The sequence below is a fragment of the Rheinheimera aquimaris genome (genome assembly GCF_020531985.1).
Lineage (GTDB): Bacteria > Pseudomonadota > Gammaproteobacteria > Enterobacterales > Alteromonadaceae > Alishewanella > Alishewanella aquimaris.
Map to the genome: position 1 here is coordinate 396,725 of NZ_JAJAVQ010000003.1, position 24,563 is coordinate 421,287.

Here is a 24,563-nt window from a genome sequence, read left to right on the forward strand (position 1 = left end):
AACATCCTCTTATTGCTTTTTTGGGTTAACTTTCTCTGACGTCAGCGATGCTGAAGTGCTTTGCTCAATGGCGATAAAACGTAAAAACTGCTGCCGGTCCAGCGGTGACACACCCAGCTGCTGTTGCGGCAGCGGCTGCCCGGGTATCCGGATCACACTGACCGGGCTTTGCCAGGGCAGCACATAAATGGTTTTAGGCTGTTCCTGGTTACCACGGATGGTGCTTTCAACCTGTACCCTGGCCGGCTGCTGCGCCGCGGCCAGCACAGCGAACAGGCTGATACTGAGCAACAAAGTGTTATAAATCAGTTTGCTCATGCTTTTCTTCCTGTGTCAGTTGTTGTTCAAGCAGTACCAGCCAACCTTTAGCCTGTTCATCCGCAGTCAACTGGTAGTACTGCTTATAGTGGTAATGCGCCTGTAACAGCTCGCCCAGATACAGCTCGTATAAAAAAGCCAGGTTTTTATGTGCTATGGCGTAGCTGGCATCAGCTTGCAGCGCACGTTGAAAGTGACGCTCGGCCTGACGAAAATTGCCCTGTTGCCGCGCCAGTACACCGAGTAAATTATGCGCAGCAGTGTAATCCGGCGCCACACCGACCACCTGCAGCAGGCGTTGCTGTGCCGCCTCCAGATTACCACTGTGCCATTGCGCCAGCGCCAGGTTATAACCTACCCCAGGCGCTGCAGGCACAGCCTCTGCCAGTTGCTGCAAAACTGCAACCGCAGCGGCGTAGTCCTCAGCCTGTAACAGGGCTTTGGCCTGTTGAAATTGTTGTTGCTCAATATCACTCAGTGATGCTGGTACTGGTGCTGCCTGCTGTTGAGCAGTTAGGGGCACTGACACACTGGGGGCAGGTAGCTGGCTGCAAGCGCTCAACCCCAGCAATACTGCGCTACAAAGCAGAGCCCTAATATGCATCTTCTGCTACCCCACTATAGGCTTCTGTTTTATCAAACCGGGCAGGCAGCAGTGTCGCCAGCCGCTGAAAGCTCTGCTGTACCCACTGATCCCACACCTGCTGCTGGGTTAAACGACTATTTTGCTGATATATGGCAATCGCTTGTTCTTCAAACGGATAAGCCTGTTCCTGCAGCAGCAGCTCATACTCTTCCAGCGCCAGCTCATCCAAGCCTTTGGGCCGGTCTGATGCTAGCAGCGCAGCCGCCATTTGCTGATATAACTCACCAACGTGAAACTGGGCTTCGGTTAACATAGTGGCAATGCCGTATTGCATACTTTGCTCGTAGTGCTTTATCGCTGCACTCATATGCTGGCGTTTTTTCTGCAGACTTTGCTTCAGCGGGTGGCTCAGCTTTACCTGTGCGAACAAGCCACTTTCATGCCGCCCAAGCTCGAGCAGTGCCTGTGCCGCCAGATAACGGCTGCGTTCATTCCCCTGCGCCGCGTTTCTCTGTTCGAATACCGCAATTTTGTCGCGCCAGAAATTCTGCCGGTACAGATCCTGCTGCAGTTGATACAGCTCAACTAATTGCAACCGCGCCTCCTGCGCCAGCAGGTGCGGCTGCGGATAGCGGTTGGCATAGCTGCGCCAGCTATCCAGTGCCCGGGCATTGTCACCACTGCGCTGATAATATTGTGCTGATAAATACAGCGCTTCGCGCTGCTGCTCTGGATCGTTACTTTCTGCGGCTACTCTGGCCAGTTCAGCGGCGGCTTTATCCCACTGCTGTGCCTGTTCATAACTGTCGAGCAGTTGTGCTTTAGCGGTGCTTGTTCTTTCAGTATCCGGATAACGCTGCAAAAAGGTGGTCAGTAAGCTTATTGCTGCAGCGTAGTCACCGGCGCTGCGTGCCATCTCAACTTGCTGATAAGCTGCAGCCTCGTGGTACGCTGAATCCGGTAACACAGAGAGTAACCGCTGCAGATGCTGCTGTACCGCTGCAAGCGGTGCATCGGGCTGCTGGGCCTGCTGATAAATACTCGACGCCAGTTGCTCAGTCAGCAATTTACGCCTGTCGGCACTGAGATCAGCTGCACCTTGACTCAGCAAAGCGCTGATACTGTGCTCAGCAGCAGCATACTGCTGCAATGCCAGCTCACTCTGGCTATGCAGAAATTGCGCTTCCTGTACCAGTGCACTCTGGCTCTGTGCTGGCAGAGGCCAGTCTGTAACAGCATTGCTGTGCTGAATGACGCCATAGTAATCCTGCTCGCTATAACGCTGCTGTAGCTGTTGCAACGCGACCTGTTGCGCCGCCGGATGTGACCTGTGCACGTTGACAAACTCAGTTTGTAGCTGCCAGTGGCGCTGTGCTGTGCTGGCATGTTGCTGTGCCAGCTTCTCACTGAGCAGCAAGGCTTTGTAGGCCGCGTCCTGCGCAGTAAATAACGTACCGGGCTCTGTTGCTGTAAAGCCAAGTTGGGTGTAAAGCGCCAGCGCATCTTCCTGTAAGGTGGCACCGGCATAAGACTCTGCCAGCAAATAGCGGATATCAGCAGCAGAATAATCCCCGGCTGCCTGCTGTTTTTGTAATAGCGGCTCGTCCAGCACTGCCAGCATTTTTTGCCACAAAGGCACTGCGTCGGCGAACGCCTGCTGCCGCGCCTGCCCACTTAATGTTAACGCACTGGCATAGCGGTTACGGGCAAAATAGTCCAGGTATTGCAACAGCGGCGGTGTGGTTTCGGCCAGCTCAGTTACAGTTGCCCGCTGCCAGAATAAGCTGCCCGGGCCAAACAATTCAATGTAGCGCTGCTGTGCCGCTAACGCTTGAGTGGCATCAGCATCGTCCAGGTAATGGCGGATAAGCTTTAACTGAAACTGTGCTGCGAGCAGCGTATCAGGGTACTGACTAATAAACAGTTGATAGGTTTCCAGGCTGGCCGCAAGCAATTTTTTCTCTGCCAGAAAATCAGCCAGTCGCTGATACAGCTGCGCCACCATTACTAACGGCCGCTGCCCCGGTGGGTAAGGTACCCGTGCCAGCAATGCCTGTAAACTGTGGCCCTGCTCCTGATAACTCAGTGAAATACTCAAGGTTTGCAGGACTTCATCGCGCAAACTTTGCTGCGGCTGTTGTTGCTCAGTCAGCAGTAACTCAGTGTAACTGTGATCCAGTACCCGCAAAAACTGCTCATCTGCCTGCTCAAATTCTTGCAGCTTAAAATAGCTCCAGCCCGCCATATAGCGGGCATGTAGCTCAAGCGAGGCGTCATTATTGCCAAGCACGGCCAGATACGCCTGCAACGCCTGCTGATACTGGCTCAGCGCGTAGTGAATATCGGCTTTACGAAACCAGACTTCGGCCGCCAAATCCGACTGTGGATACCGCTGCAAAAAGGCATCCAGCTGTTCTAGACAAGCTTGCTGCTGCCCTAGCAGATCATAGCTGCGCGCCAGTTGGTAGCGGATAAGCTCGTTATTCGGATCGGCCGGATAATCCGCAAGCAGTTGCTGGTAACGTGCTATTAGCTGCTGCAATGCCTCGCGTTCTTGGGCAGGCGGCAACTCTTGCTGCTCCAGCTGGCGGGTGTGCATTTGCGACAACCGGTACAGAATTTTCTGCCGCGTCTGTGGTGCTGGCTGTAATGTCAGGATTTGCTGATACAGTAAGTCGAGTTGCTGTTCATTTACCTCAGGCGGTGTCAGCAACATACTGCGGTCAAACGCCGGTAAATCGGCCAGCCGCGGCCGCTTGATATTGTCGGGCGCGACACTGCAGCCAGACAATAACACAGCACAACACAGCGCCAGTGTCGTCAGCGGATAACGCTCAATGACGGTTAACCTCATAAGCCGGCCCCACTGTTGTCAGTGCCACTGCTGAGCAATACGCGTTCCATCACCCGCGCCATCGATTCTTTATTGTGCCGCTGTAAGTCATTAAGAGTTGCCAGTTGCTGCTGCAGCCGTTGCTGCAATTGCTGATTCAGCTCAGCCAGTAATTGCTGCTGCTTACTCAACAACGCCAGATTCAGCTGTTGCTGATGGTTACTCAACTGGGTAAGACGCTGCTGCACCTGTTGCAGCCGCTCCGTTTTATTTCCCTGCCGCGCCAGTGCGGCCATTTGCAACTCCAGTTGTTCAAGTACACCGGCTGTTTGCTGCAGTTGTTTTTGCCGCTGCCAGCGCCGCTCTGCAGCACTATTACTGTACTGCCACTGCAATAGGCCGCGCAGGCGGTTGAGCCTTTGCGGGTAATTCTGCAGCGGTTGCTGATGCTGCTGCAGCACTGCCAGCCGCTGCTCAGCACGGTCTAATCGTTGCAGTTGCTGATAGGGTTTGCCTTGCCATAGTGACAACGGCATGGGTTGCTGCTCGGCTGCACTGATCTGCTGTTGCAGCTGGCTAAATTGTTGCTGTAACGCATCGCGCTGCTGACGCAGCTGTGGCAGGCGGCTACTGAGCAATTGCCGTTGCTGTGTCAGCTTCAGGTTTGTCACATCCTGCAATTGTGCCAGGCGCAGTTGGCGCTGTGCAGCGGCAGTTAAATGTTGCTGCACAGAGAGAATATCCTGCTGCAAGTGAAATAACTGACTGTCATTGCTAATTTGTAATTGCTGCCAGGCCGACAAGCCCTGCTGCAACTGCCCAACCTCGACCGGACGGGCCTGTTGTTGCATCTGCTGCGCTTGCTGGACGTAGTATTGATCAGCCCAGCGGTACGCCCCGAGTGCATCATCAACCTGCAATACGCGCTCCAGTTGCTCGCCGATACGGGTTGCCGCCAGCCAGGCCGTGTGACTGAACGGCTGCAGCCGGATCTGTTGCTGCAATACCGCCAGCAATGCCGGCACATGCCGCTGTTCGGTCAGAATATGGCTGTACAGCTGCAATGCATTGCGGTTTAGCACGCTGTCAGCGGCAAAGTTACTCAAAATGGCATCGGCTGCAGCAAATTCCTGACGCTGAATATGCAGCTGAGCCTGTGTCAGCGCGACGTAATCAGACAGAGCTTCGTGCTCAGCACTTGGGTAAATAAAACCGTCCGGCTCACTTAGCAAGTGCCACTGGCCACTGAACAACAACTGCCAGAAGCCCTGTCCTTCACTGGTTTTTAGCTGCTGCCGGATTTGCGCCAGCCAATCAAGCGCAGTGTCAGAATGATCAGTCTGCGCCAGCACCAGCGCCTGATTGCTAATGATATAAGGCATTTCAGGCTGATGACGCAAGCGTTCAAACTCAGGTGCCGGCGGCAGTGTAATATCGGGCCAGTTGATCAGTTGCTCCAACAGCAATTGCTGGCCTAACCAGGCATTATCGTCGGTGATCTGTACCTGCTTAAGATAGTCTCTGGCCGGTGTTTTGTTGCCTTGCTCTAACTGATAACGGGCAAACTGCAGCAGCGCGACATTTTTCAGCGCTTGCGGCAAGGCACCTGGGCTGGCCGCGGTGTCGCTTAGCAGCGTATCAATCAGCGCGATAGCATGCTGCGGCATACTCAGCTGTAAATATAAACCGGCTTCCAGTAAGCGGGTTCTGGCGTCATGCTGCGGTGCCAGTTGCAGCGTTTCCAGCGCTTGTGCCGGCTGCTGTAAATAAAACGCCCAGGCCGCCTGACGATAGTGCTTCTCGGCTATGGTTGCCGGTGTCGCTGCAGCCTGCGCAGAAGCTGCCGCCTGAACCAGTAGTGGCAGCAGCAACAGCAATGCGCAACTCAGTCGTTTGACCATGGCTGCACAACAAAATCGGGTTGGTAATCGCTGCTGCGATCGTTAATTTGCAGCTCCAGCAACACGGCATCGTCAGCTTTGGCAAAACGATAATTCACTGCGCGGCGATAATCACGGTTGTCGGGCCCTTTACCAACAAACACAGCGGTAAGATTGTGCTCGCCAGCTTTCACATTGCCTTTGTACAACGGCTGAATAGCACCGCGCTTTAGCGCATCCCACTGCTGCGCAGTGTATAAGTGCGCCCCAACCGGTTTATCATTCAGAATAAGTTCTACACTATCGAGCTGAAAAAACTGCCCGGTATCCGCTGATAAAAACACCGCCAGCTGGGTTTGCGGTGGAAACAATAATTCTTCTTCTAACAAAAACAGCTCGCGGTTAAGCTGAATAACCTGCTGCTTTAACTGCTCCAGCTGATCGCTGACCGGTGCTGTTTCAGCACTGGCCAGTAAACTAAACCACATTAACACGCTGCACAATAGCACTCTCATGATGACGCCCCGCTAAAAGTAAAGGCTGAAAAACGCCCGTATCACATTGGCATCCAGCCGGTACAGTGGCTCCAATCCGGCCTCTGCATCTGTTACTGTGACATTACGAAAGTTTTTGTAATTAAAACGAATATGATCCCACTGCAGCGTCAGCTCCGGTGTCGCTTCTGGCCAGAAGCTCCAAACCGGTAGAGCGTAACTGGCGCCGATACCTAGCGTCAGATTGTTAAACTCGCTTAACTCTTTATCGCGCGCCATAAAATTCTGCTGGCTGGCAAAATCAAATAAGTCGCGGTAAAAATCGGCCTGGCCCTGGCTATACCAACGCAGTTTGCCTTCCAGCGTCCAGTGCTGTGTCAACGGGTGCACATACTCCACTTCGGCGTCCAGCGCGCGGATATCCCAGCTGTCCTGGTAATGCCGCAGGTTAAAACTGAGCGCGGCACGGTAAGGCAAGTACACTTTATTCACCAGCGACACTGCGAAGGCATTACGGGTATCGGGGTAAACCTCACGCTGGTAGGCATACCCTCTGGGATCGCTGGTGTCGCGGTAACGCACGCTGCGATAAGGGTTATTCAAAAAACCTTCATCCAGGTCAACCTGCATATTAAGCGCGGCTATCCAGCTACTGCTCAGCACCTGCGTCCAGCCGAGTTTGTAGTTGTAACGTTTTACGCTTTCACTGAAGCTGTCGTCGCCGTTACGGCCAACTTCATCATCGCCAAGCCCGGCTTCCAGGCTCAGTGTCGTCATGCCGCCGAAGGTATCGTGGGAAATGGCAAAGCTTATTGATTTGGCGTTGTAGTCATCTTCGTCACTTTGCGCATAGTTCGCGCTGAGAATACTGTTACCGGCCAGATAATCGACCCCCAGCCGCTTTTCCTGCCGGGTTTCGCTGTAGGCTGATGCTGTTGCCTGCACATCAACTGAAGCACCGGATACCGTATCAACATAGTAGTAGGCTGAAACTGATACCGACTGACCGGCTTTTTTCCGCAGCATCACGGCCGGGCCGTCAATAGACACACCGCCGCCCTGATAGGAGTGGTACATCAGATCAGCCCTGTCCTGTGGCAGTATTGCCGCTTGCGCCGCAGCACCACAGATAAGCAGTAGCGATATCAGTAGTTTAATTACAGCCACAACCACCGCCCCCGCTACCATTTGCGCCTTTGGCGGCCTCACGCGAATCGCGCACATGCGCTATATGCTGCTGCGCCACCGGATGACGGCCAAACGCCATAATAGGATCGGCCAGCTTGTCGCGCTCGTACGGCTTAACCCAGGGCTGAACCGTTGTACAGCCTGACAGCATAACCAGTAGCGCACTGATAATCAGCCAGGGCCTACTCACGCAGCAGGCCTTTAATATCTTCTTCATATTTTTTCTCAACGCCAGGTTTGTAACCCCGGTGCACACTGCGCACCTGGCCGTCTTTATCCAGGATCACTGTGGTTGGCATAGCTTCAACCTGATAGGCTTTGGACACTGCGTTGTCCTGATCCAGCAAAATAGGAAAACCGACACTAACCTTATTCAGATACGCTTTAGCTGCACTGCTGTCGCTTTCTACATTGACGCCCCATACCTGCACACCGAGCGGCTGATACTTTTGCGCCAATTTATCCAGCTGCGGCATTTCCTGAATACAGGGGCCACACCAGCTGGCCCAGAAGTTAATCAGCATAATGTCGCCGCGTTGTTCAGCCAGCCGCAGGTTGGTGCCATCAAGGGCTTTCAGCGTAAAATCCGGTGCTTGCTCTGCTGCCGCAACGCCATTGATTGCCAAAGCTAGAGCCAGCGCGCTGTATTGAATAAATCGTTTCATGCTTACCTCTTTACTACCTGATGCTGACTAGCTGCAGCTAAAAGTACACCGCTACGCCCAGCGCCAATGCCAGGTTGTGCGTTGTTTTGCTGCGTGCCAGTATCGTCGTTTCAAACACGTAGTCGCTGAAAGTCAGCTCTACTGCCAGCCAGTCAGTAGCGTACAGTCTGAACTGACTGCCAAACTGCAGTGCAAATACGTTATCACCGGCAAAATCTACGGTACCGGCACCGGCAAATACCGATAAACCACTGTTCATCGCATAATCCCGGCTAAGAAACACTTCGCCTGGTAACAGCATATAACCAAGCTGGCCGCCGTAATAACGCCACTCACGCTCACTGTCGGTTAAAAGGGGCGCAGCGCCACTTAACTCTTCAAATGACGTTCGGCCGGCTTTTGCCATGGCGTAATCGGCTGCCAGATAAAAATCCTCATTGATGTGATATGTCAGCTGTATTGCCGCCAGCGCACTACTGCCAAAATCTTCGATACCCAATACACCAACTTGGGCGCTGAACAGCCAATTCTCACTGTCCAGTAAATCCTCCGTGACCACTTCTCGCGGAATATCAGGTTCAACCTGCTGCGCAGCTGCCGCTGCGGAGGCTAAACTCAGAGCTAAAAAAATACGCTGAAGCCAAGTTTCCATGTATCGATCTCTTCATTATCATTTCGGTCAGTCACAATTACGCTACGCCGGTAACCGGCTCTGGCAATAAAATTCCGGCTCAGGTAATAGCGTAGCCCAAGCTCCATACTGGCAAGACTATTGTTACGATCCTGGGTTTGTACCAGTATCGTCCTTGGTGTGGTACGCAGCACGCCACCGCCGATACCAAAATATGGCGATATACGCCAATGCGGCATAGGGCTCAGATAAACACTGAGCTCAGCCGACAGGTTATCGGCCTGATCGCCATTGGCCTGGCCTATTGCCAGTTCAGTTTGTATGTAGGGGGTAAAGTTATAAGCCACGGACAGCTGGTATAAACTACTGCCGTTGAAATCGCCCAGCAGCAGACCGGCTTCCAGCGACCGTTGCTCATATGCCGCCAACCGATCATCACTGAGCGAAAATGTCTGTTGCTGTAATGTCATTAGCTGTGTCAGATCAGCACGCGCCAGCCAGTATTTTTGCTGCTTAAACTCTACCTGCACCCAATCGGTGCGCCGTGTCAGTAGCGTTAGCTGCTCGCCTTTTAAGGCAACCTGCAGCACCGGGTAGCCGCGCCCTGCACCAGAGTGCAGATTAACGAAATCACCACTGACTTTGACGGCTACTGGCTCTGCCAGCAGCGGCCAGGTTATAAGACATAAACACAGTAGCAGGTATCTCATCGTCTACTGCTCCGGCACCACAAAAGGTGAGTTGTAATACTGGGCACCAATATCAAGCCAGTCGGCAATTAGCTTAAGCTCTGCCGAAGATAAATAGCCCTGATGTGTTGCGCCGGCGCTGAATACGCTGAAAAATGCACTGCCCGCCGCATTACCCGCGCGCATACTGCCAGGTACCGCTACCGGCACCAGCACTGGGATCGGATTACCGTCATCGTCCAGCACTAAGTCACCGTTTTCGTCGGTTACAAACACCGGGTTGCCATCAGCGTCTGTTGCCTGAACCTGCCGGTCAACCAGCACGCCGCCGATGAGCTCCTGTTCATTGTCGCCGCTTAGCAATTCACGATAACTACGATACTGAGCCGGCTCCAAATCGGAAGGCTCTGCATCCAGTTCGAGCTGAGCAACCGGCACACGGGCATTGCCTGCCGCATCGGTGCGGCTATGACAGCTAACACAGGTATTATCCTGCAATACGTCGCCGCTAACCGGGTCAAGCTGACGCCGCTCCATAGTCCACAGCGGCTGGATATGGCTGGGATAATCAATACGGATACGGCAACTGGCCAGCCATTGGCTAAAACATTCAACACCAGCCGGTAGAGGGGTTGTAAGGCTGTTAAAACTGGTTAACTGCTCGGCATCAGGCGTACGCAGAGAAGGATCAGTCCAAATGTCTAAGTAATGCAGGGCTTCATTAAGCTCAGGAGTACCGTTGATGCGGGCAGCCGTTTGCGCCATAGTCTCACCGGCCTGCGCCAGTAACTGCGGATTGGTGTTAGGGAACCGGCCATCACTGCTCAGGCCAGGGTTGATGCTTGCGGCCTCGCCTGCCAGCCGGCCATGCGGTGCTGTGCTTTGCGCGCTATGGCAACCGTTACAACTGCGGGTTTCGCCAGGCCGCAGCGTGATCCACTGCTGATGTAGCGGCGATATTGCCTGCCCCTGCGCATTCAGTAGCGCCAGGTTAAAAGGCACATTGGCCGGCACTTTAACCCGTACCGACCCATCGGGTTCAATGGCAACAGTGCCGAGGATCTCTCTCATCAACTGCCGTGCACTTACCCCGAAAGCAAACCCGGGCACGTCGATAACCTCTTCCGGCGGCTGTGGTACACCCCGCACCAGCCGCAGATAACGCGCAGGTCTGTCCGCTGCAGTAGTTTGCATCGGGTCCGCCAACGCGGCCAAATTAACATTGCTGCTGCCGGCAAAATCATACACGCTGCGAATATCCAGCACTGCAGCATTTTCAGCCGCAAGCTCAGCGTTAAGTTCAGGGTTTTGCGGGATAAAAGCAGGCTCGGTATAAGGCTGTAACACCACAGGTTCAGTAACCAACAGGCCTTCCTGTCCCGGCCGCACTGGCACCTGAGTTTGCTTTTGGGTATCAAATAACCACAGCCCGTACAGGGGGGCTGCCAGTTCCGAGTCGTTATCCGGCTCTGCCTGAGCACAACTGAGTACAATTTGCTGTTGCACCACGCGGCACGGTGACCAACTAACCAGATAGCGGCCGGTACCGTCTTTCAGTGCGGCATAACTGTTTATCGCACCGGCCCGCTGTGGCTGGTTGCTGTTGTCAAACGCCCACGGAAACAGTGGCGTTTGAGCTGGCATATTCAATACTTCACCCGCCAGCGGTTGCTGATTGTCGCTGGCTAATGCCAAGGCGACCCGCTGTGGCCAGCTGTTATAGTAAGGCGCATCGACGCTGCTCAGCGCCAGCGACACAGCGCCATCGTCCAGCACAACCGCTTTGGTAAATTCCACCCTTGACGCATCAATGCCACTCTGGTGCGAGTGCCAACCATACACCAGCTGGTTTTCTGAACCATCTGGTCGCATTTGATACCAGTTAAACATCGAACGATCACTCTGATTATCCCAGCGACTGTACAACACATAGCCGTTATCCAGCACTACCGGATAAAGATCATGACTCAAATTGAAACTGAGCTGAGTGATATCCGTGCCGTCACTGTTCATCACGTGCAGGTTAAATGCGGGCGAGTTTAAGTCTTCATCAACCGCGGTGTATTGCGGTTTAAATTCATCTAACAGAATCTGGCGTGACGTGGTTTGACGGCTGGAGCTGAAAATAATGCGGCCATCCGGTAAAAATGCCGGGCTGATATCATGGCCACGCTGTGCTAACTGCGCATCACTTATCAGTGGGCTGACGGTTTTACTGAGCACATCGTAACGCCACAGATCCCACTTAGGTTGCAGCTCCTCTGCTACATTAGCCAACTGCGGCGCGCGCAGGGCAAATAATAAGGTTAAGCCATCAGGCGACGCCACCAGGTCTTTAACGTCATACAGGCTGTCTTCATCAAACAAGGCGGCAGTGAGATCAGTTTCTGCCGACTCAGCAAATGCATTTTGTTTTAGTATTAAACGGGCACCGGGGTTAAAAGCTGCAGGGTCGGTCAGACGGGTTTGATAAGCACTATCGTCGGGTAATAAAAGCGGGCGTTCTACAAAAGCCAGGGCGATTTCCTGCACTACCGGGTCGGTCGGTTCGTCGCGAACACTGATATCAGCGTCACAGGCAACCAGCAAAGCTGCTGCAGTGATAAGGCAAAGCCTTGTTATTATTATCATTATTATAGGTACCGGCTACCAATTACTGCATGTTGCGTTAAGGGAGCTGCCGTAAAGGCGAAGTCTCAGCTTAGCGCTGGCTTAACAACAGAGCAAGTGAAAATTTCTAACAAAAAAGCCAGCATAAGCTGGCTTTATTAACGTCAGATGAACAGTTTTTATAAATCGGCTTCAAATGCCTCAGGAACACTTTCTTCTATCGGCTTTTCACCCGGTTTCAGCAGTAAGCGGCTACGCAGTTCTTTTTCGATTTCATCTGAAATGGTCTGGTTATCCTGCAAGAATTTCATTGCATTCGCTTTACCCTGACCAATCTTATTACCCTGATAGGCATACCAGGCACCGGCCTTATCTACCAGGCCTTGTGCGACACCTAAATCAATCAGCTCGCCCAGCTTATTAATGCCCGCGCCATACTGGATAATAAACTCAGCTTGTTTAAACGGCGGTGCAACTTTGTTCTTAACCACTTTAACCCGGGTTTCATTACCGGTAATTTCATCGCCTTCTTTTACAGAACCGATACGACGTATATCTAAACGCACTGACGCATAGAACTTTAACGCATTACCACCGGTAGTCGTTTCCGGGTTACCGAACATAACACCAATCTTCATCCGGATCTGGTTAATGAAAATACACAAGGTGTTAGAGCGCTTAATGTTAGCCGTTAACTTACGCAGCGCCTGCGACATCAAACGGGCCTGTAAGCCCATGTGGCTGTCGCCCATGTCGCCTTCAATTTCGGCTTTAGGTGTTAATGCGGCTACCGAATCGACAATCACCACGTCTACTGCAGCTGAACGCACCAACATGTCGCAGATTTCAAGCGCCTGCTCGCCGGTGTCTGGCTGCGATACCAGTAACGCATCGACATTGACACCCAGCTTTTTCGCATACACCGGATCCAATGCGTGCTCCGCATCGATAAAGGCACAGGTTTTACCGGCACGCTGCGCTTCGGCTATAACCTGCAGTGTTAAAGTAGTCTTACCTGAAGATTCAGGACCATAAATTTCGACAATCCGGCCATAAGGCAAACCGCCAATACCCAGAGCGATATCCAGACCCAGTGAGCCGGTTGATACCGCCTCAATGTCCAGCGCTGTACTGTCGCCCAGACGCATAATAGAGCCTTTACCGAATTGACGTTCAATCTGACCTAAGGCGGCTGCGAGCGCTTTTTGTTTGTTATCGTCCATTTTAATATCCATGGTTGAGCCGGGCTTGCCGGACAATTAACACTGTATGCTCGTACAGTAGTCTAGTTTGATAAGGCTGTCAACAGCTCGATGCTTTGTTTAAGCGCAAAATTGATGGCTTGCTGGCGTACTTGCTGCCGGTCGCCGGCGAACACCAGGTGGCTGCTGGCAACGTGGCCGGCCAGGTAAAAACCAAAACAGACAGTGCCTACCGGCTTATAGGCGGAACCGCCATCAGGCCCGGCAATGCCAGACACGGCAATGGCAACATCCGCTGCGGCCGCCTTGGCTGCCCCCTGCGCCATTTCACGTACGGTTTCTTCGCTAACGGCGCCAAACTGCAATAATGTTGCACTACGCACTGCAAGTAACTGCTGTTTGGCTTTGTTGCTATAGGTAATAAAACCACGGTCAACATAGGCAGAGCTACCCGGCACAGCGGTTAACCAGTACCCTATACCACCACCGGTACAGGACTCCGCCGTCGTAATGCTCCACTTTTTTTGTAACAGTAGCTGGCCCAGTTCTGTCGCCAGCTGCAGGCTGTCTGCTGCGACCGTCATATATTATCCAACAGAAAATACACAGCACCCATTATGCCGTCAGAGATGAAAGCGGGGCAAGAGGCAACTGCCAGCTTTGGCAGCACCCTGTTCGTACGACCTACGCAGCTGACTAGTTCGCCGATAGCTTCTCGTTTTTAAACAGCAATGCAAATAACACCAGCACGACGGCGGCAAAACCTGCCGGGAACAGCCAAATGTTAAACCAGTTGTGTCCGGCCATAGCACTATACTGTTCGGTGATATAACCTGCCACACTAAAGCCAACCAACATACCCACGCCATAGGTGGCCAGCGTGATCAGGCCTTGCGCAGCGCTTTTAACCGCCGGACCGGCTTTGCTGTTAGTATAAATCTGCCCGGAGACAAAAAAGAAGTCGTAACAGATACCGTGCAGAGCTATGCCAACCAGCAGCAGAGCAACACCTTCACCGGAATCGCCGTATGCGAATAATACATAACGCAGTACCCAGGCGAACATGCCAAGCAGTAATGTCAGTTTAATGCCAAAGCGGCCAAGGAAAAGCGGTAATGCCAGCATAAACAACACTTCTGACATCTGCCCCAAAGTCATTTTGCCGGTAGCATTGGCAACACCAATTTCGGTCAGAAACGGATTGGCATTCTGGTAATAGAAGGCCAACGGAATGCAAATTAACACTGAGCTGGCAAAGAACACCGCAAAGTTCTTATCTTTTAACAGCTTCAGTGCGTCCAGCCCCAGCAGTTCACCCAAACGCAGCGGTTGCCCCCGCCCGGCAGGCAAGGTAGCCGGTAACGTAAAGCTGTATATACCCAGCACCAGTGACGCAATCGCCCCCATCAGAAATGTGTACTTCAGTGCACCGGTACTTATACCAACCTGGCTATCCCAGCCAAACACAAAACTGATCACCAGCCCGGCGACAATCCAGCCAACAGTGCCCCACACCCGGATCTGGCCAAACTCGGCCTCAGGCCTGGCCAACTGCGCGAACGACACTGAGTTCACCAGTGCCAGTGTTGGCATATAGGCCAGCATATACCCCAACACTAACGGATAGAAACCGGCAAAATCTACCGTGTGATACATCAGATACATTAATACCGCACCGGTAAGGTGCAGCATGGCAAGCAAACGTTCAGCATTGAAAAACCGGTCGGCCACCAGGCCAATAAATACCGGTGCAATGATGGCTCCCCAGGACTGGGTAGAAAATGCCAGCGCTGTTTGCGCACCACTGGCTGCCAGGTTCTGTGCCAGAAAGGTTCCCAGGGTAACAAACCAGCCTCCCCAGATAAAAAACTGCAAAAACATCATCAGGCTTAAACGTAGTTTAATTATGCTCATGTCAATCCCCGTCGATCGCCCTGTCGGCAGGGCTTGTTATAGAGAGTTTATTGGTATTTGTTATTGTCAGTCTGTCAACCCGAGAATACGCCTGTTACGCGCGGTATCTGTGTTACTGCCGGCAAAGTCGTCAAAGGCACGATCGGCCTTTTTAATCAGATGCTGCTGAATAAAAGGTGCGCCTTCCTGTGCTCCCTGCACAGCATCTTTCAGACAGCACTCCCACTCCAGCACCGCCCAACCGTCGAAGCCATATTGGGTTAGCTTGCTGAAAATGCTTTTAAAATCTACCTGGCCATCACCCAATGAGCGAAACCGCCCGGGCCGGTTAACCCAATCCTGATAGCCGCCATAGACGCCGCTCTGACCGTTTGGTCTGAACTCGGCATCCTTCACATGAAACATTTTTATCCGCTGATGGTAACGATCGATAAAGTCGAGGTAATCAAGCTGCTGCAGGACAAAATGGCTTGGGTCAAACAGAATATTGGCGCGCCGGTGGCCGCCAACAGCGCCAAGGAAACGCTCGAAGCTGGCGCCATCGTGTAAATCTTCTCCGGGGTGGATCTCATAACACAGGTCTACACCTGCCTCATCGAACGCATCCAGAATGGGTAACCAGCGCTTTGCCAGCTCGGCAAACCCTTGCTCAACCAGTCCGGCAGGCCGCTGTGGCCAAGGGTAAACCAGGTGCCACAACAGCGCGCCGGAAAACGTCGCATGCGCGGTTAAACCAAGCCGCTGGCTGGCTTTTGCTGCCAGCTTCAGCTGCTCAATAGCCCATGCGGTGCGCGCTGCCGGTTTGCCCTTTAATGCGGCAGGGGCAAAATTATCAAACAATTCATCATAAGCCGGATGCACGGCAACCAACTGCCCCTGCAAATGCGTAGACAGCTCAGTGATCTCGACACCTGCTTCACGGCAGCGGCCTAAAATCTCATCGCAGTAATCCTGACTGGCTGCAGCCTGGGTTAAGTCAAACAGTGCGCTATCGTTGGTGGGAACCTGAATGCCGCGATAGCCTAAATCTGCCGCCCACTTAGCCATACCGGGTAATGAATTAAAAGGTGCTGTGCTGCCAGCAAATTGCGCCAGAAAGATGGCGGGTCCCTGAATACTCATGTTTTGCTCCTGTATCAGCTTAGGCGGTAACCGGCACGTCCAGCCATTTTTCACTGCTGGTGCTGCTTTGTGTTACGGTTTCAATAAAGGCCATGCCGCGTAAACCGGCTGAAATACCCGGTACACCTGCAGGCGTGCCCTGTTCAGCACGGCGAATTGCAGTGGCAAAATCACGGTACAGATTCGCCATGGCTTCAAGGTACCCCTCCGGGTGTCCTGCCGGTAACCGGCAGCGTTTGAGAGCTTCATCAGTAAGCCCGGCCTGACCTTTGCCGGCCCGCAGCAACTGAACAGGGGCTCCGTGTGGCCGCAACACCAGAGTGTTTGGTTCCATCTGCTGCCACTCCAGGCCGCCTTTGCTGCCATACAGGCGGATTTTCAAAGCGTTTTCTTCGCCGGCGCACACCTGGCTGGCAATTAGTACGCCGCTGGCGCCACCGTCGGTCTTAAATAACGCTGCGCCATCATCATCAAGCCTGCGCCCTGTTATATGCGTTGCCAACTCTGCACACAATTTAGTGATACGCTGACCACTGATAAACTCTGCCAGACCGAAAGCATGGGTGCCGATATCAGCCATACAGCCGCTACTACCAGCTTGCGCCGGATCGGTGCGCCAGCTCGCTTGTTTAGCCTGCTGCGCTTCAAGATTATCTGTCAGCCAGCCCTGCGGGTATTCAACATAAACCTTGCGCAGCACTCCTAACTCACCGCGGCTGACCAGCTCTCTGGCTTGCCATACCATAGGATATCCAAGATAAGTATGCGCCAGTCCGTACAACAAACCGGAAGCAACAAGCACTTCGTGCAGCCGTTCGGTTTCTGACAGCGTTACCCCGGCAGGCTTTTCACTGAATACGTGAAAACCGGCCTGCAAAGCAGCAATGCTTATTGGCACATGTAACTGATTTGGCGTCACTATCACCAGCAACTGCATGCGCTGCTCAGCGGGTAACGCCGCTTCTTGTTCCAGCAACTGCTGCCAGCTGTCATATACACGCTCTGGCGCAAGCCCAAGCGAAGCACCAGTACGCTGGTTATTATCAGCATCCCGGCTAAACGCACCGCAAACCAGTTCAGTCTGGCCATCCAGGGCTGCAGCATGACGATGTACAGCACCGATAAAAGCGCCCTCACCGCCACCTATCATGCCAAGGCGAATTCTTTGTTGAGAAACAACAGCCATAAAGAGTCCTTATCAGCCAATATCAAAAACTTGCTGGGAACAGAAACCTCAGCATTATCACTCTGCCTGCGCCAGACAACAGATGTAACGGATTACATTTAAACTTGTCAAGCCAACCTCTGACCAAAACCCACCAAATCAGCCTAAAAAACCGGCAAAAATCAGCTTAAGGCATAAATAAAGTCGCAGTTTTTCGCTTAAAGCACTTTCATTTTAAGTCTATTTCACCTATAACAGCAAATAAAATGATATCGGTTACATTTTAGTTATGTCTAACATCCGTGAAGTGGCCCGTCTGGCCGAAGTGTCCGTTGCCACTGTATCAAGAGCCTTGCAGCAACCGGAGCTGGTGTCTGTTAAAACACGCAATAAAGTGCTGGCTGCGGTAAAGCAGGCTGGCTATCAACCGAATTTGCTGGCAGTAAAATTCCGTTCAGGCAAAAGCCATAATCTGGTGGTGCTGGTACCAACCGTCGCCAATGTGTTTTTTGCCAGAGTGATTAGCGGCATGCAGGAAGCGGCCCAACAAAGGCGTTACTCGTTGCTGCTGGGCAACACTATGGCAGATGATAACGCCGAAATTGCTTATGCCCGGCTGGTACAAACCTCTCAGGCTGACGGCCTGATCCAACTGCGCGCCTTTGACCCTTTTGCCACTTTGGATATGACAACAGAGCGTCTGCCGATGGTTAATGCCTGTGAAGTGCTGGACAAAGCCCCCTGCCCGGTAGTAACGCTGGATAACAGAGCGGCCGCCATGGCAATGACCGAGCATTTACTCAGCCTGGGGCATCGCAACATTGCGATGATTAAAGGCCCTGCTCGCAGCCCTCTGACGCGGGACAGAGTTGCAGGCTATCGTGATGCACTTGATGCTGCAGGCGTCGCGTTTGACGAAACCCTGCTATGCCCCGGTAACTTTACACTGCAGTCAGGTCATCAGGCTACCGCTCAGCTCTTGCAGCGCAAACAAAGGCCTACCGCTATTTTTTGTGAAAACGATGAAATGGCCATTGGTGCTCTTCAGTGCCTGAAACAGCATGGTTTAAAAGTGCCTGAAGATATTTCAGTGGCCGGTTTTGACGATATTTCTTTTGCCGCCTTTTCTGATCCTCCACTGACCACCATTGCCCAGCCAGCCGAAGAGTTTGGCCGTACCGCGGTTAATTTGCTGATTGATGTACTGGAGCAGAAGCTGACGCTGTTGCCTAAAGTTATCCTGCCATTTGAGCTGGTACTACGTGGTAGCACCGGCCCGGTAAAAATGTCTGAACCGGCAACTGATACGCCAGCTGTGCATTTGACCTAACACATAACAACAAGCACTACGACAACAGGAGAACGACCGTTATGACCAGATTTTATCTACCCGCGTTACTGCTGGCATTTAGCAGTTTCAGTGCTTTGGCTGCTGATAATCAGCTAAGTGCAGAGGAACAGCGTAACGGCTGGCAGCTGCTGTTTGATGGCAAAGACATGTCGCAGTGGCGTAACTTTAAACAGCAAGGCCTGAGCAAGCAGTGGATCATCGAAGATGGCGCAATGAAGCTAAACGGCAAAGGCGGCGGCGATATTCTGACCAAAGCACAATACCAGAATTTTGATTTGAAACTGGATTGGAAGATTTCAGAGGTTGGCAACAGCGGTATTTTTATTCTGGCTGACGAAACAGGCCAACAAATTTACTCTCACGCGCCGGAAATTCAGATCCTCGACAATGAGCGCCACCCCGATAACAAGCTGGCCAGCCATTTATCCGGTTCTTTATATGACCTGATTGCCTCCCCTGCCGCCTCGCATAAAAAAGCCGGTGAGTGGAACCAGGTACGGGTGTTGCTAGAAGACAACCAGCTGACCATCTGGCAAAACGGTGTGCAAACCGTCTCAGTAAAAATTCAAAGCCCACAGTGGCAGCAACTGGTGGCCGAAAGCAAGTTTGCTAACTGGCCAGGCTTTGCTGCAAAAAGCAGCGGTCACATCGGCTTGCAGGATCATGGCGATGTGGTGTGGTTTAAAAATCTGAAAATTAAAGAGCTGAAATGATGGACGATTTTGCTTACGAAGTACTGATTGTCGGCTCCGGCGCCGGTGGTGCTATGGCAGCGTATGAATTGACGCGTCAGGGCCACAAAGTACTGCTGCTTGAAGCTGGCCGTAACTACGACCCGAAAACCGAAACACCGATGTTCAGACCCAATTCAGCCGCACCGCTGATGGGCGCATCGACGCCGGACAAAGATTTTGGCTTTTATGATTCCACCGTAGATGGTGGCTGGCAGGTACCGGGTGAACCCTACACCAAAGCCGAAGGTTCCGACTTTCTCTGGTGGCGCGCGCGCATGCTGGGCGGGCGCACCAACCACTGGGGGCGCTACTCGCTGCGTTTTAGCGAACATGACTTTAAAGGCAAAAGCCGGGATGGCCTAGGGGCTGACTGGCCATTTGAATACAATGACATTGCGCCCTGGTACGACAAAACAGAAGCGTTAATTGGCGTATGTGGCACCAACACCGGCCTTGACGATATGCCGCCCTCTGGCGAGGGTATATTGCAACCGCCACCAACGCCCAGGGTACCGGAGCTATTAATTGCCGCGGCGGCGAAAAAACATGGTATCACTGCTGTACCTATGCACCGCGCAGTACTGACAAAACCATTGGATAGCAGAGCGGCCTGTTTTTATGCCACACCATGCGGTCATGGTTGTTCAATCGGTGCAGCCTTTCAAACCACAACCTCGTTACTGCCGATGGCGCAAGCAACGGGCAACCTGCGCATTATTACCGATGCAATGGTCAAAACCGTTACAGTCGATAGTAGCGGCAAAGTGACGGGTATCAGTTACATCGACAAGAAAACCGCGACAGAACAGCAGCTAAATGCCAGGGTGATTATTCTGGCTGCCAGTGCCTGCGAGTCAGCACGTATTTTGCTGAACTCTAAAACTACCACCCACCCGAATGGCCTGGCTAACTCCAGTGGCCAGGTCGGTCGTAATCTGATGGACTCTACCGGTGCCGGCCTGTCAGCACTGGTGCCTGCGCTGATGAACCGCCCACGTTACAACGAAGATGGTCACACTGCGAATCATTTGTTTATTCCATGGTGGGGCCATAAAGCACAGGCGAATAAAGAGCTGGATTTCCCGCGCGGTTATCACTTTGAGCTCGGTGGCCGTTTCAGTGAACCAGGTGCCTATGTCGGCGGTAATTTGCAAGGCTATGGGCCAGCACTGAAACAGCAGGTACGGGCAAACTATGGTGCTTATGTTAGTTTTGCGCTGCGTGGTGAAATGCTGCCAAACGAGCACTGTTACATGGATATCGACCCTGAAGTAAAAGACAAATGGGGTATTCCGGTGGCACGTTTTCACTGGCAATGGTCAGAGCACGAGCTTAAACAGGTCGAACATGGCCTGAAAACCGCCAAAGCCATTCTGGAAACCATGGGGGCTGAAGTTGGCGAGCTGCCAGCGGCAGAAGATGCCATTAAAAAAGGCGGCGAAATTATCCACGAAGTCGGCACCACCCGCATGGGCAGCTCCAGTGCTGACTCGGTAACCAACCAGTGGGGACAAAGCTGGGATTGCCCGAATCTGTTCGTTATGGATGGTGGCGTGTTTGCCTCTAACCCACATAAAAACTGTACTCTGACCATTATGACACTGGCGATGCGTAACAGCGCCTGGCTGGCTGAACAGTTAAAAGCGGGGAAATTATAATGAAAAAACCAGGCTTTATGCATACAACCGCCGGCGATGACTTACAACGAGACCCTTCGCCGGCTTACACCAACCGTTTAAGCAGGCGTGACTCATTAAAGCTGCTGGCAGCGCTGGCCGCCAGCACTATGCTGCCGGCGTTATCAGGCTGTGAACCGGTACCCACAACGACCCAAACGGGCAACGCTACTGGCACTGAACACTGGCCAGAGCTAAAGCTGCCGGCCATTAACGCTAAAGGCTATGGCAAAGATCCTAACCTAATTATGCCACCCGAAGCGCCCTGGCCATTAACCTTGACACCGGCACAGCTGACGACGCTGGCGCTGCTGTCAGACATTCTGGTGCCACAGGAAGGCGATTCGCCTTCGGCATCGCAGGTACAGGTGCCTTCTGTGGTCGATGAATGGGTCAGCGCACCTTACCCCAGCCAGCAGCGTGACCGGCTGACGATACTATCGGCACTGGCCTGGATTGATGACGAAGCGCAGCTGCGTTTTAACGGGCAGTTTAGCGCCCTGACTGCAAAACAGCAGTTGGCTATTGTTGATGATATTGCCTATGACAACGAGAACACTCCGTTGCAATTTCAGCGCATTGCCAAAGCGTTTGCGCGGCTGCGTAATCTGGTACTGGCTGCGTATTTCTGCACGCCACAAGGTATTAAAGATATTGGCTATCTGGGCAATGTGCCTATTGCCGGTGTATACCCGGGCCCAACAGCAGAGGCTTACGCCCACCTTGATAACACTCTGGCACAGCTTGGGCTGACTGAGTTTGCTTATCAGGTTGCTTAAGCAAATAAAATACGGCCGCTGATGCGGCCTTGTTTTTATTGTATGGACTGGCGTAATGCCGCGTCGTGCGCAGCGAAAAACTTCTGTTATAATCCCCTGCTTTATCAGCACACCTAGCCGCGGATCAGACTATCTGTATGACCATAAGTAAAGACCTGAGCGCCCACACCCCGATGATGCAGCAGTATCTGGGGCTTAAAAGTGAACACCCTGATATCCTGCTGTTTTACCGCATGGGTGATTTTTACGAGTTATTTTTTGACGATGCCAAGCGTGCAGCTGCCCTGCTGGATATCTCGCTGACCAAGCGTGGTCAGAGTGCCGGTACGCCTATTCCGATGGCAGGTGTGCCTTATCATGCCGTAGAAGGTTATCTGGCACGGCTGGTACAACTCGGCGAGTCGGTCGCGATCTGCGAGCAGATAGGCGATCCGGCAACCAGCAAAGGCCCGGTTGAGCGCAAAGTGGTGCGTATCGTCACCCCGGGTACAGTAACTGACGAAGCACTACTGAACGAACGTCAGGACAATCTGCTTTGCGCCATTACCCAGTTACGCGGCCAGTTTGGTTTAGCCCAACTGGATATCAGCAGCGGCCGTTTTTTACTGAATCAGGTTGATAACAGCGATGATTTAGCCGCCCTACTGCAACGGCTAAACCCGGCCGAACTGTTATATCCGGAAGATTTTGCCGAACACTATCTGGTTGAAAAACGCAAAGGTGCGCGCCGCCGGCCGGTGTGGGAATTTGAGCTCAGTACGGCACGGCGTTTATTGTGTCAGCAATTTGGTACCAAAGATTTGCTGAGCTTTGGTGTCGACGACGCGCCGGTGGCGCTGATGGCGGCCGGTTGTGTAATGCAGTACGTTAAAGATACCCAGCGCGCTGCTTTGCCGCATATCCGCGCCGTGGCACTGGAGCGTGCACAGGACAACATCGTGCTGGATGCCGCCACCCGGCGTAACTTGGAACTGACGCAGAATCTGGCCGGCAATTACGAACACACGCTGGCGGCTGTGCTGGACCGCAGCCAGACGGCGATGGGCTCGCGCCAGCTTAAACGCTGGATCCACGCCCCGCTTCGCGATCAACATGCCGTGAATGCCCGCCTTGATGCGGTAACAGAACTACGGCAGGAATACGATGACCTGCAAAGCGCGTTAAAACAGATTGGCGATATCGAGCGGGTTATTGCCAGGCTGGCTCTGCGCAGTGCCCGCCCGCGGGATTTCGCCCGCCTGCGCCAGGCGCTGCAACAACTGCCTGAACTTGCGCCGGCATTGGCTCAGCTAAATGCGGCACAGCTGGTGCAGATCAGCCACGCAGCCAAGCCGGTACCAGAGCTTTGTCAGCTGCTGCAACAGGCTATTGTCGACACGCCGCCGGTGCTGATCCGCGACGGTGGTGTTATAGCGCCAGGCTACAATGCCGAGCTTGACCAGTGGCGCGCACTGGCAACGGGTGCCACCGATTATCTGGAGCAACTCGAACAGCGCGAGCGCGAGCGTACCGGCATCGCCTCGCTGAAAGTCGGTTTTAACAAAATTCATGGCTATTACATCGAAACCGGTCGCAGTGCGGATACCAAAGTGCCGCCTGAATACGTGCGCCGCCAGACACTGAAGAACAATGAACGCTACATCATTCCTGAACTAAAAGAGTACGAAGACAAAGTGCTGGGCAGCCAGAGTAAAGCACTGGCACTGGAAAAACAGTTGTACGAGCAGTTGTTTGACTTAACGGCACCCTACCTGGCGCAGCTGCAACAGCTGGCCCAGGCGCTGGCAGAGCTTGATGTACTTTGCACCTTTGCCGAACGGGCTGACAGCTTAAACTACTGCCGGCCAACGCTGACTACCACAACCGGCATTGTGTTGGAACAAGCGCGGCACCCGGTAGTAGAGCAGGTACTGACCGAACCTTTTATCGCTAACCCGTTAACACTCAATAGCACACGGCGCATGCTGATGATCACCGGCCCTAATATGGGCGGTAAATCAACCTATATGCGCCAGACCGCGCTTATTGTGTTAATGGCGTATATTGGCTGTTTTGTGCCGGCACAAAGTGCCAGCATCGGCCCGGTAGATCGTATTTTCACCCGTATCGGCGCGTCCGATGATTTAGCTTCAGGCCGCTCGACCTTTATGGTGGAAATGACAGAAACAGCCACCATTTTGCATCATGCTACCGAACATAGTCTGGTGCTGATGGACGAAATTGGCCGCGGCACCAGCACCTACGATGGCCTCAGCCTGGCCTGGGCCTGCGCCGATTATCTGGCAACAAAAATCAAAGCCCAGACCCTGTTCGCAACCCATTATTTTGAGCTGACCGAACTGGCCGAGCAGCTACCAGGGCTGGCCAATGTGCATCTGGATGCGGTAGAACACGGCGATGATATTGTGTTTATGCACCATATTCAGGAAGGCGCTGCCAGCAAGAGCTTTGGCTTGCAGGTTGCTCAACTGGCGGGTGTGCCTAAGCCGGTTATTCAGCGTGCACAGCATAAACTGCTGGAATTGGAACAGCATGCTAAGCCGCAAGTATCAGGCGCTAACATAACGGTGTCGCCCCAAAGCGCATTAACACCTCAACTTAGCCTGCTGGAGACCGAGCACCCTATTATCGAACAATTGCGGGATATAAACCCGGACGATCTAAGCGCGCGCCAGGCACTGGAGCTGCTGTATCAGCTAAAACAACAGTTATAGCTTGACTTAAAA

General features: G+C 53.0%; 21 protein-coding genes. 5 read left to right on the forward strand and 16 right to left on the reverse strand.

The window, feature by feature from the left end; translation table 11 throughout:
- Positions 1–9 precede the first annotated feature (9 nt).
- The 16 genes from LHL18_RS11000 to LHL18_RS11075 form a co-directional block, all read right to left on the reverse strand.
- Complete coding sequence (locus LHL18_RS11000; RefSeq protein WP_134056548.1) at positions 10–318, reverse strand: hypothetical protein; 309 nt, start codon at positions 316–318, stop codon at positions 10–12.
- Positions 299–922, reverse strand: a complete 624-nt coding sequence (locus tag LHL18_RS11005; RefSeq protein WP_226767115.1) for a tetratricopeptide repeat protein — start codon at positions 920–922, stop codon at positions 299–301. The genes LHL18_RS11000 and LHL18_RS11005 overlap by 20 nt, the downstream gene beginning before the upstream one ends.
- Positions 912–3,758: a tetratricopeptide repeat protein gene (locus LHL18_RS11010; RefSeq protein ID WP_226767116.1), complete on the reverse strand. Its 2,847-nt coding sequence runs from the start codon at positions 3,756–3,758 to the stop codon at positions 912–914. The genes LHL18_RS11005 and LHL18_RS11010 overlap by 11 nt, the downstream gene beginning before the upstream one ends.
- Positions 3,755–5,638 carry a coiled-coil domain-containing protein gene (locus tag LHL18_RS11015; RefSeq protein ID WP_226767117.1) on the reverse strand — a complete coding sequence of 628 codons (1,884 nt, stop codon included), beginning with the start codon at positions 5,636–5,638 and terminating at the stop codon, positions 3,755–3,757. Before LHL18_RS11015 ends, LHL18_RS11010 begins: the two co-directional genes overlap by 4 nt.
- Positions 5,623–6,132 carry an AraC family transcriptional regulator gene (locus LHL18_RS11020; protein ID WP_226767118.1) on the reverse strand — a complete coding sequence of 170 codons (510 nt, stop codon included), beginning with the start codon at positions 6,130–6,132 and terminating at the stop codon, positions 5,623–5,625. Before LHL18_RS11020 ends, LHL18_RS11015 begins: the two co-directional genes overlap by 16 nt.
- A gap of 12 nt (positions 6,133–6,144) precedes the next feature.
- On the reverse strand, positions 6,145–7,278 hold the full coding sequence (locus tag LHL18_RS11025; RefSeq protein ID WP_226767119.1) for a DUF3570 domain-containing protein: 1,134 nt from the start codon (positions 7,276–7,278) through the stop codon (positions 6,145–6,147).
- Positions 7,265–7,489 (reverse strand): DUF4266 domain-containing protein, encoded by a 225-nt coding sequence (locus tag LHL18_RS11030; RefSeq protein WP_226767120.1) that lies wholly within the window; start codon positions 7,487–7,489, stop codon positions 7,265–7,267. Before LHL18_RS11030 ends, LHL18_RS11025 begins: the two co-directional genes overlap by 14 nt.
- The gene (locus LHL18_RS11035; RefSeq protein WP_134056562.1) at positions 7,482–7,964 is read right to left on the reverse strand and encodes a TlpA family protein disulfide reductase; all 483 of its coding nucleotides are present in this window, start codon (positions 7,962–7,964) and stop codon (positions 7,482–7,484) included. Before LHL18_RS11035 ends, LHL18_RS11030 begins: the two co-directional genes overlap by 8 nt.
- A gap of 37 nt (positions 7,965–8,001) precedes the next feature.
- A complete protein-coding gene (locus LHL18_RS11040; protein WP_226767121.1) occupies positions 8,002–8,616 on the reverse strand; it encodes an outer membrane beta-barrel domain-containing protein in 615 nt (204 codons plus the stop codon).
- Positions 8,586–9,305, reverse strand: coding sequence for an SH3 domain-containing protein (locus LHL18_RS11045; protein WP_226767122.1), 720 nt, complete (start codon positions 9,303–9,305; stop codon positions 8,586–8,588). The genes LHL18_RS11040 and LHL18_RS11045 overlap by 31 nt, the downstream gene beginning before the upstream one ends.
- A gap of 3 nt (positions 9,306–9,308) precedes the next feature.
- A complete protein-coding gene (locus tag LHL18_RS11050; RefSeq protein ID WP_226767123.1) occupies positions 9,309–11,915 on the reverse strand; it encodes an HzsA-related protein in 2,607 nt (868 codons plus the stop codon).
- Positions 11,916–12,073: 158 nt separating this feature from the next.
- Positions 12,074–13,117: a recombinase RecA gene (gene recA / locus LHL18_RS11055; RefSeq protein ID WP_134056771.1), complete on the reverse strand. Its 1,044-nt coding sequence runs from the start codon at positions 13,115–13,117 to the stop codon at positions 12,074–12,076.
- Positions 13,118–13,179: 62 nt separating this feature from the next.
- Positions 13,180–13,680 carry a CinA family protein gene (locus tag LHL18_RS11060; protein WP_226767124.1) on the reverse strand — a complete coding sequence of 167 codons (501 nt, stop codon included), beginning with the start codon at positions 13,678–13,680 and terminating at the stop codon, positions 13,180–13,182.
- A gap of 112 nt (positions 13,681–13,792) precedes the next feature.
- Complete coding sequence (locus LHL18_RS11065) at positions 13,793–15,010, reverse strand: nucleoside permease (RefSeq protein ID WP_226767125.1); 1,218 nt, start codon at positions 15,008–15,010, stop codon at positions 13,793–13,795.
- A gap of 66 nt (positions 15,011–15,076) precedes the next feature.
- On the reverse strand, positions 15,077–16,132 hold the full coding sequence (locus LHL18_RS11070; RefSeq protein ID WP_226767126.1) for a sugar phosphate isomerase/epimerase family protein: 1,056 nt from the start codon (positions 16,130–16,132) through the stop codon (positions 15,077–15,079).
- A 19-nt stretch (positions 16,133–16,151) separates the two neighbouring features.
- The gene (locus tag LHL18_RS11075) at positions 16,152–17,318 is read right to left on the reverse strand and encodes a Gfo/Idh/MocA family protein (RefSeq protein ID WP_226767127.1); all 1,167 of its coding nucleotides are present in this window, start codon (positions 17,316–17,318) and stop codon (positions 16,152–16,154) included.
- A 268-nt stretch (positions 17,319–17,586) separates the two neighbouring features.
- Between LHL18_RS11075 and LHL18_RS11080 the strand changes: the two genes are divergently transcribed.
- The 5 genes from LHL18_RS11080 to mutS all read left to right on the forward strand — a co-directional run bounded on the left by LHL18_RS11080 (position 17,587) and on the right by mutS (position 24,551).
- Positions 17,587–18,627 (forward strand): LacI family DNA-binding transcriptional regulator, encoded by a 1,041-nt coding sequence (locus tag LHL18_RS11080; RefSeq protein ID WP_226767128.1) that lies wholly within the window; start codon positions 17,587–17,589, stop codon positions 18,625–18,627.
- 41 nt (positions 18,628–18,668) lie between these two features.
- Positions 18,669–19,361: a 3-keto-disaccharide hydrolase gene (locus LHL18_RS11085; protein ID WP_226767129.1), complete on the forward strand. Its 693-nt coding sequence runs from the start codon at positions 18,669–18,671 to the stop codon at positions 19,359–19,361.
- The gene (locus LHL18_RS11090) at positions 19,358–21,040 is read left to right on the forward strand and encodes a GMC family oxidoreductase (RefSeq protein ID WP_226767130.1); all 1,683 of its coding nucleotides are present in this window, start codon (positions 19,358–19,360) and stop codon (positions 21,038–21,040) included. The genes LHL18_RS11085 and LHL18_RS11090 overlap by 4 nt, the downstream gene beginning before the upstream one ends.
- A complete protein-coding gene (locus LHL18_RS11095) occupies positions 21,040–21,837 on the forward strand; it encodes a gluconate 2-dehydrogenase subunit 3 family protein (RefSeq protein WP_226767131.1) in 798 nt (265 codons plus the stop codon). Before LHL18_RS11090 ends, LHL18_RS11095 begins: the two co-directional genes overlap by 1 nt.
- A gap of 137 nt (positions 21,838–21,974) precedes the next feature.
- On the forward strand, positions 21,975–24,551 hold the full coding sequence (gene mutS, locus LHL18_RS11100; RefSeq protein ID WP_226767132.1) for a DNA mismatch repair protein MutS: 2,577 nt from the start codon (positions 21,975–21,977) through the stop codon (positions 24,549–24,551).
- The last annotated feature ends 12 nt before the right edge of the window (positions 24,552–24,563 follow it).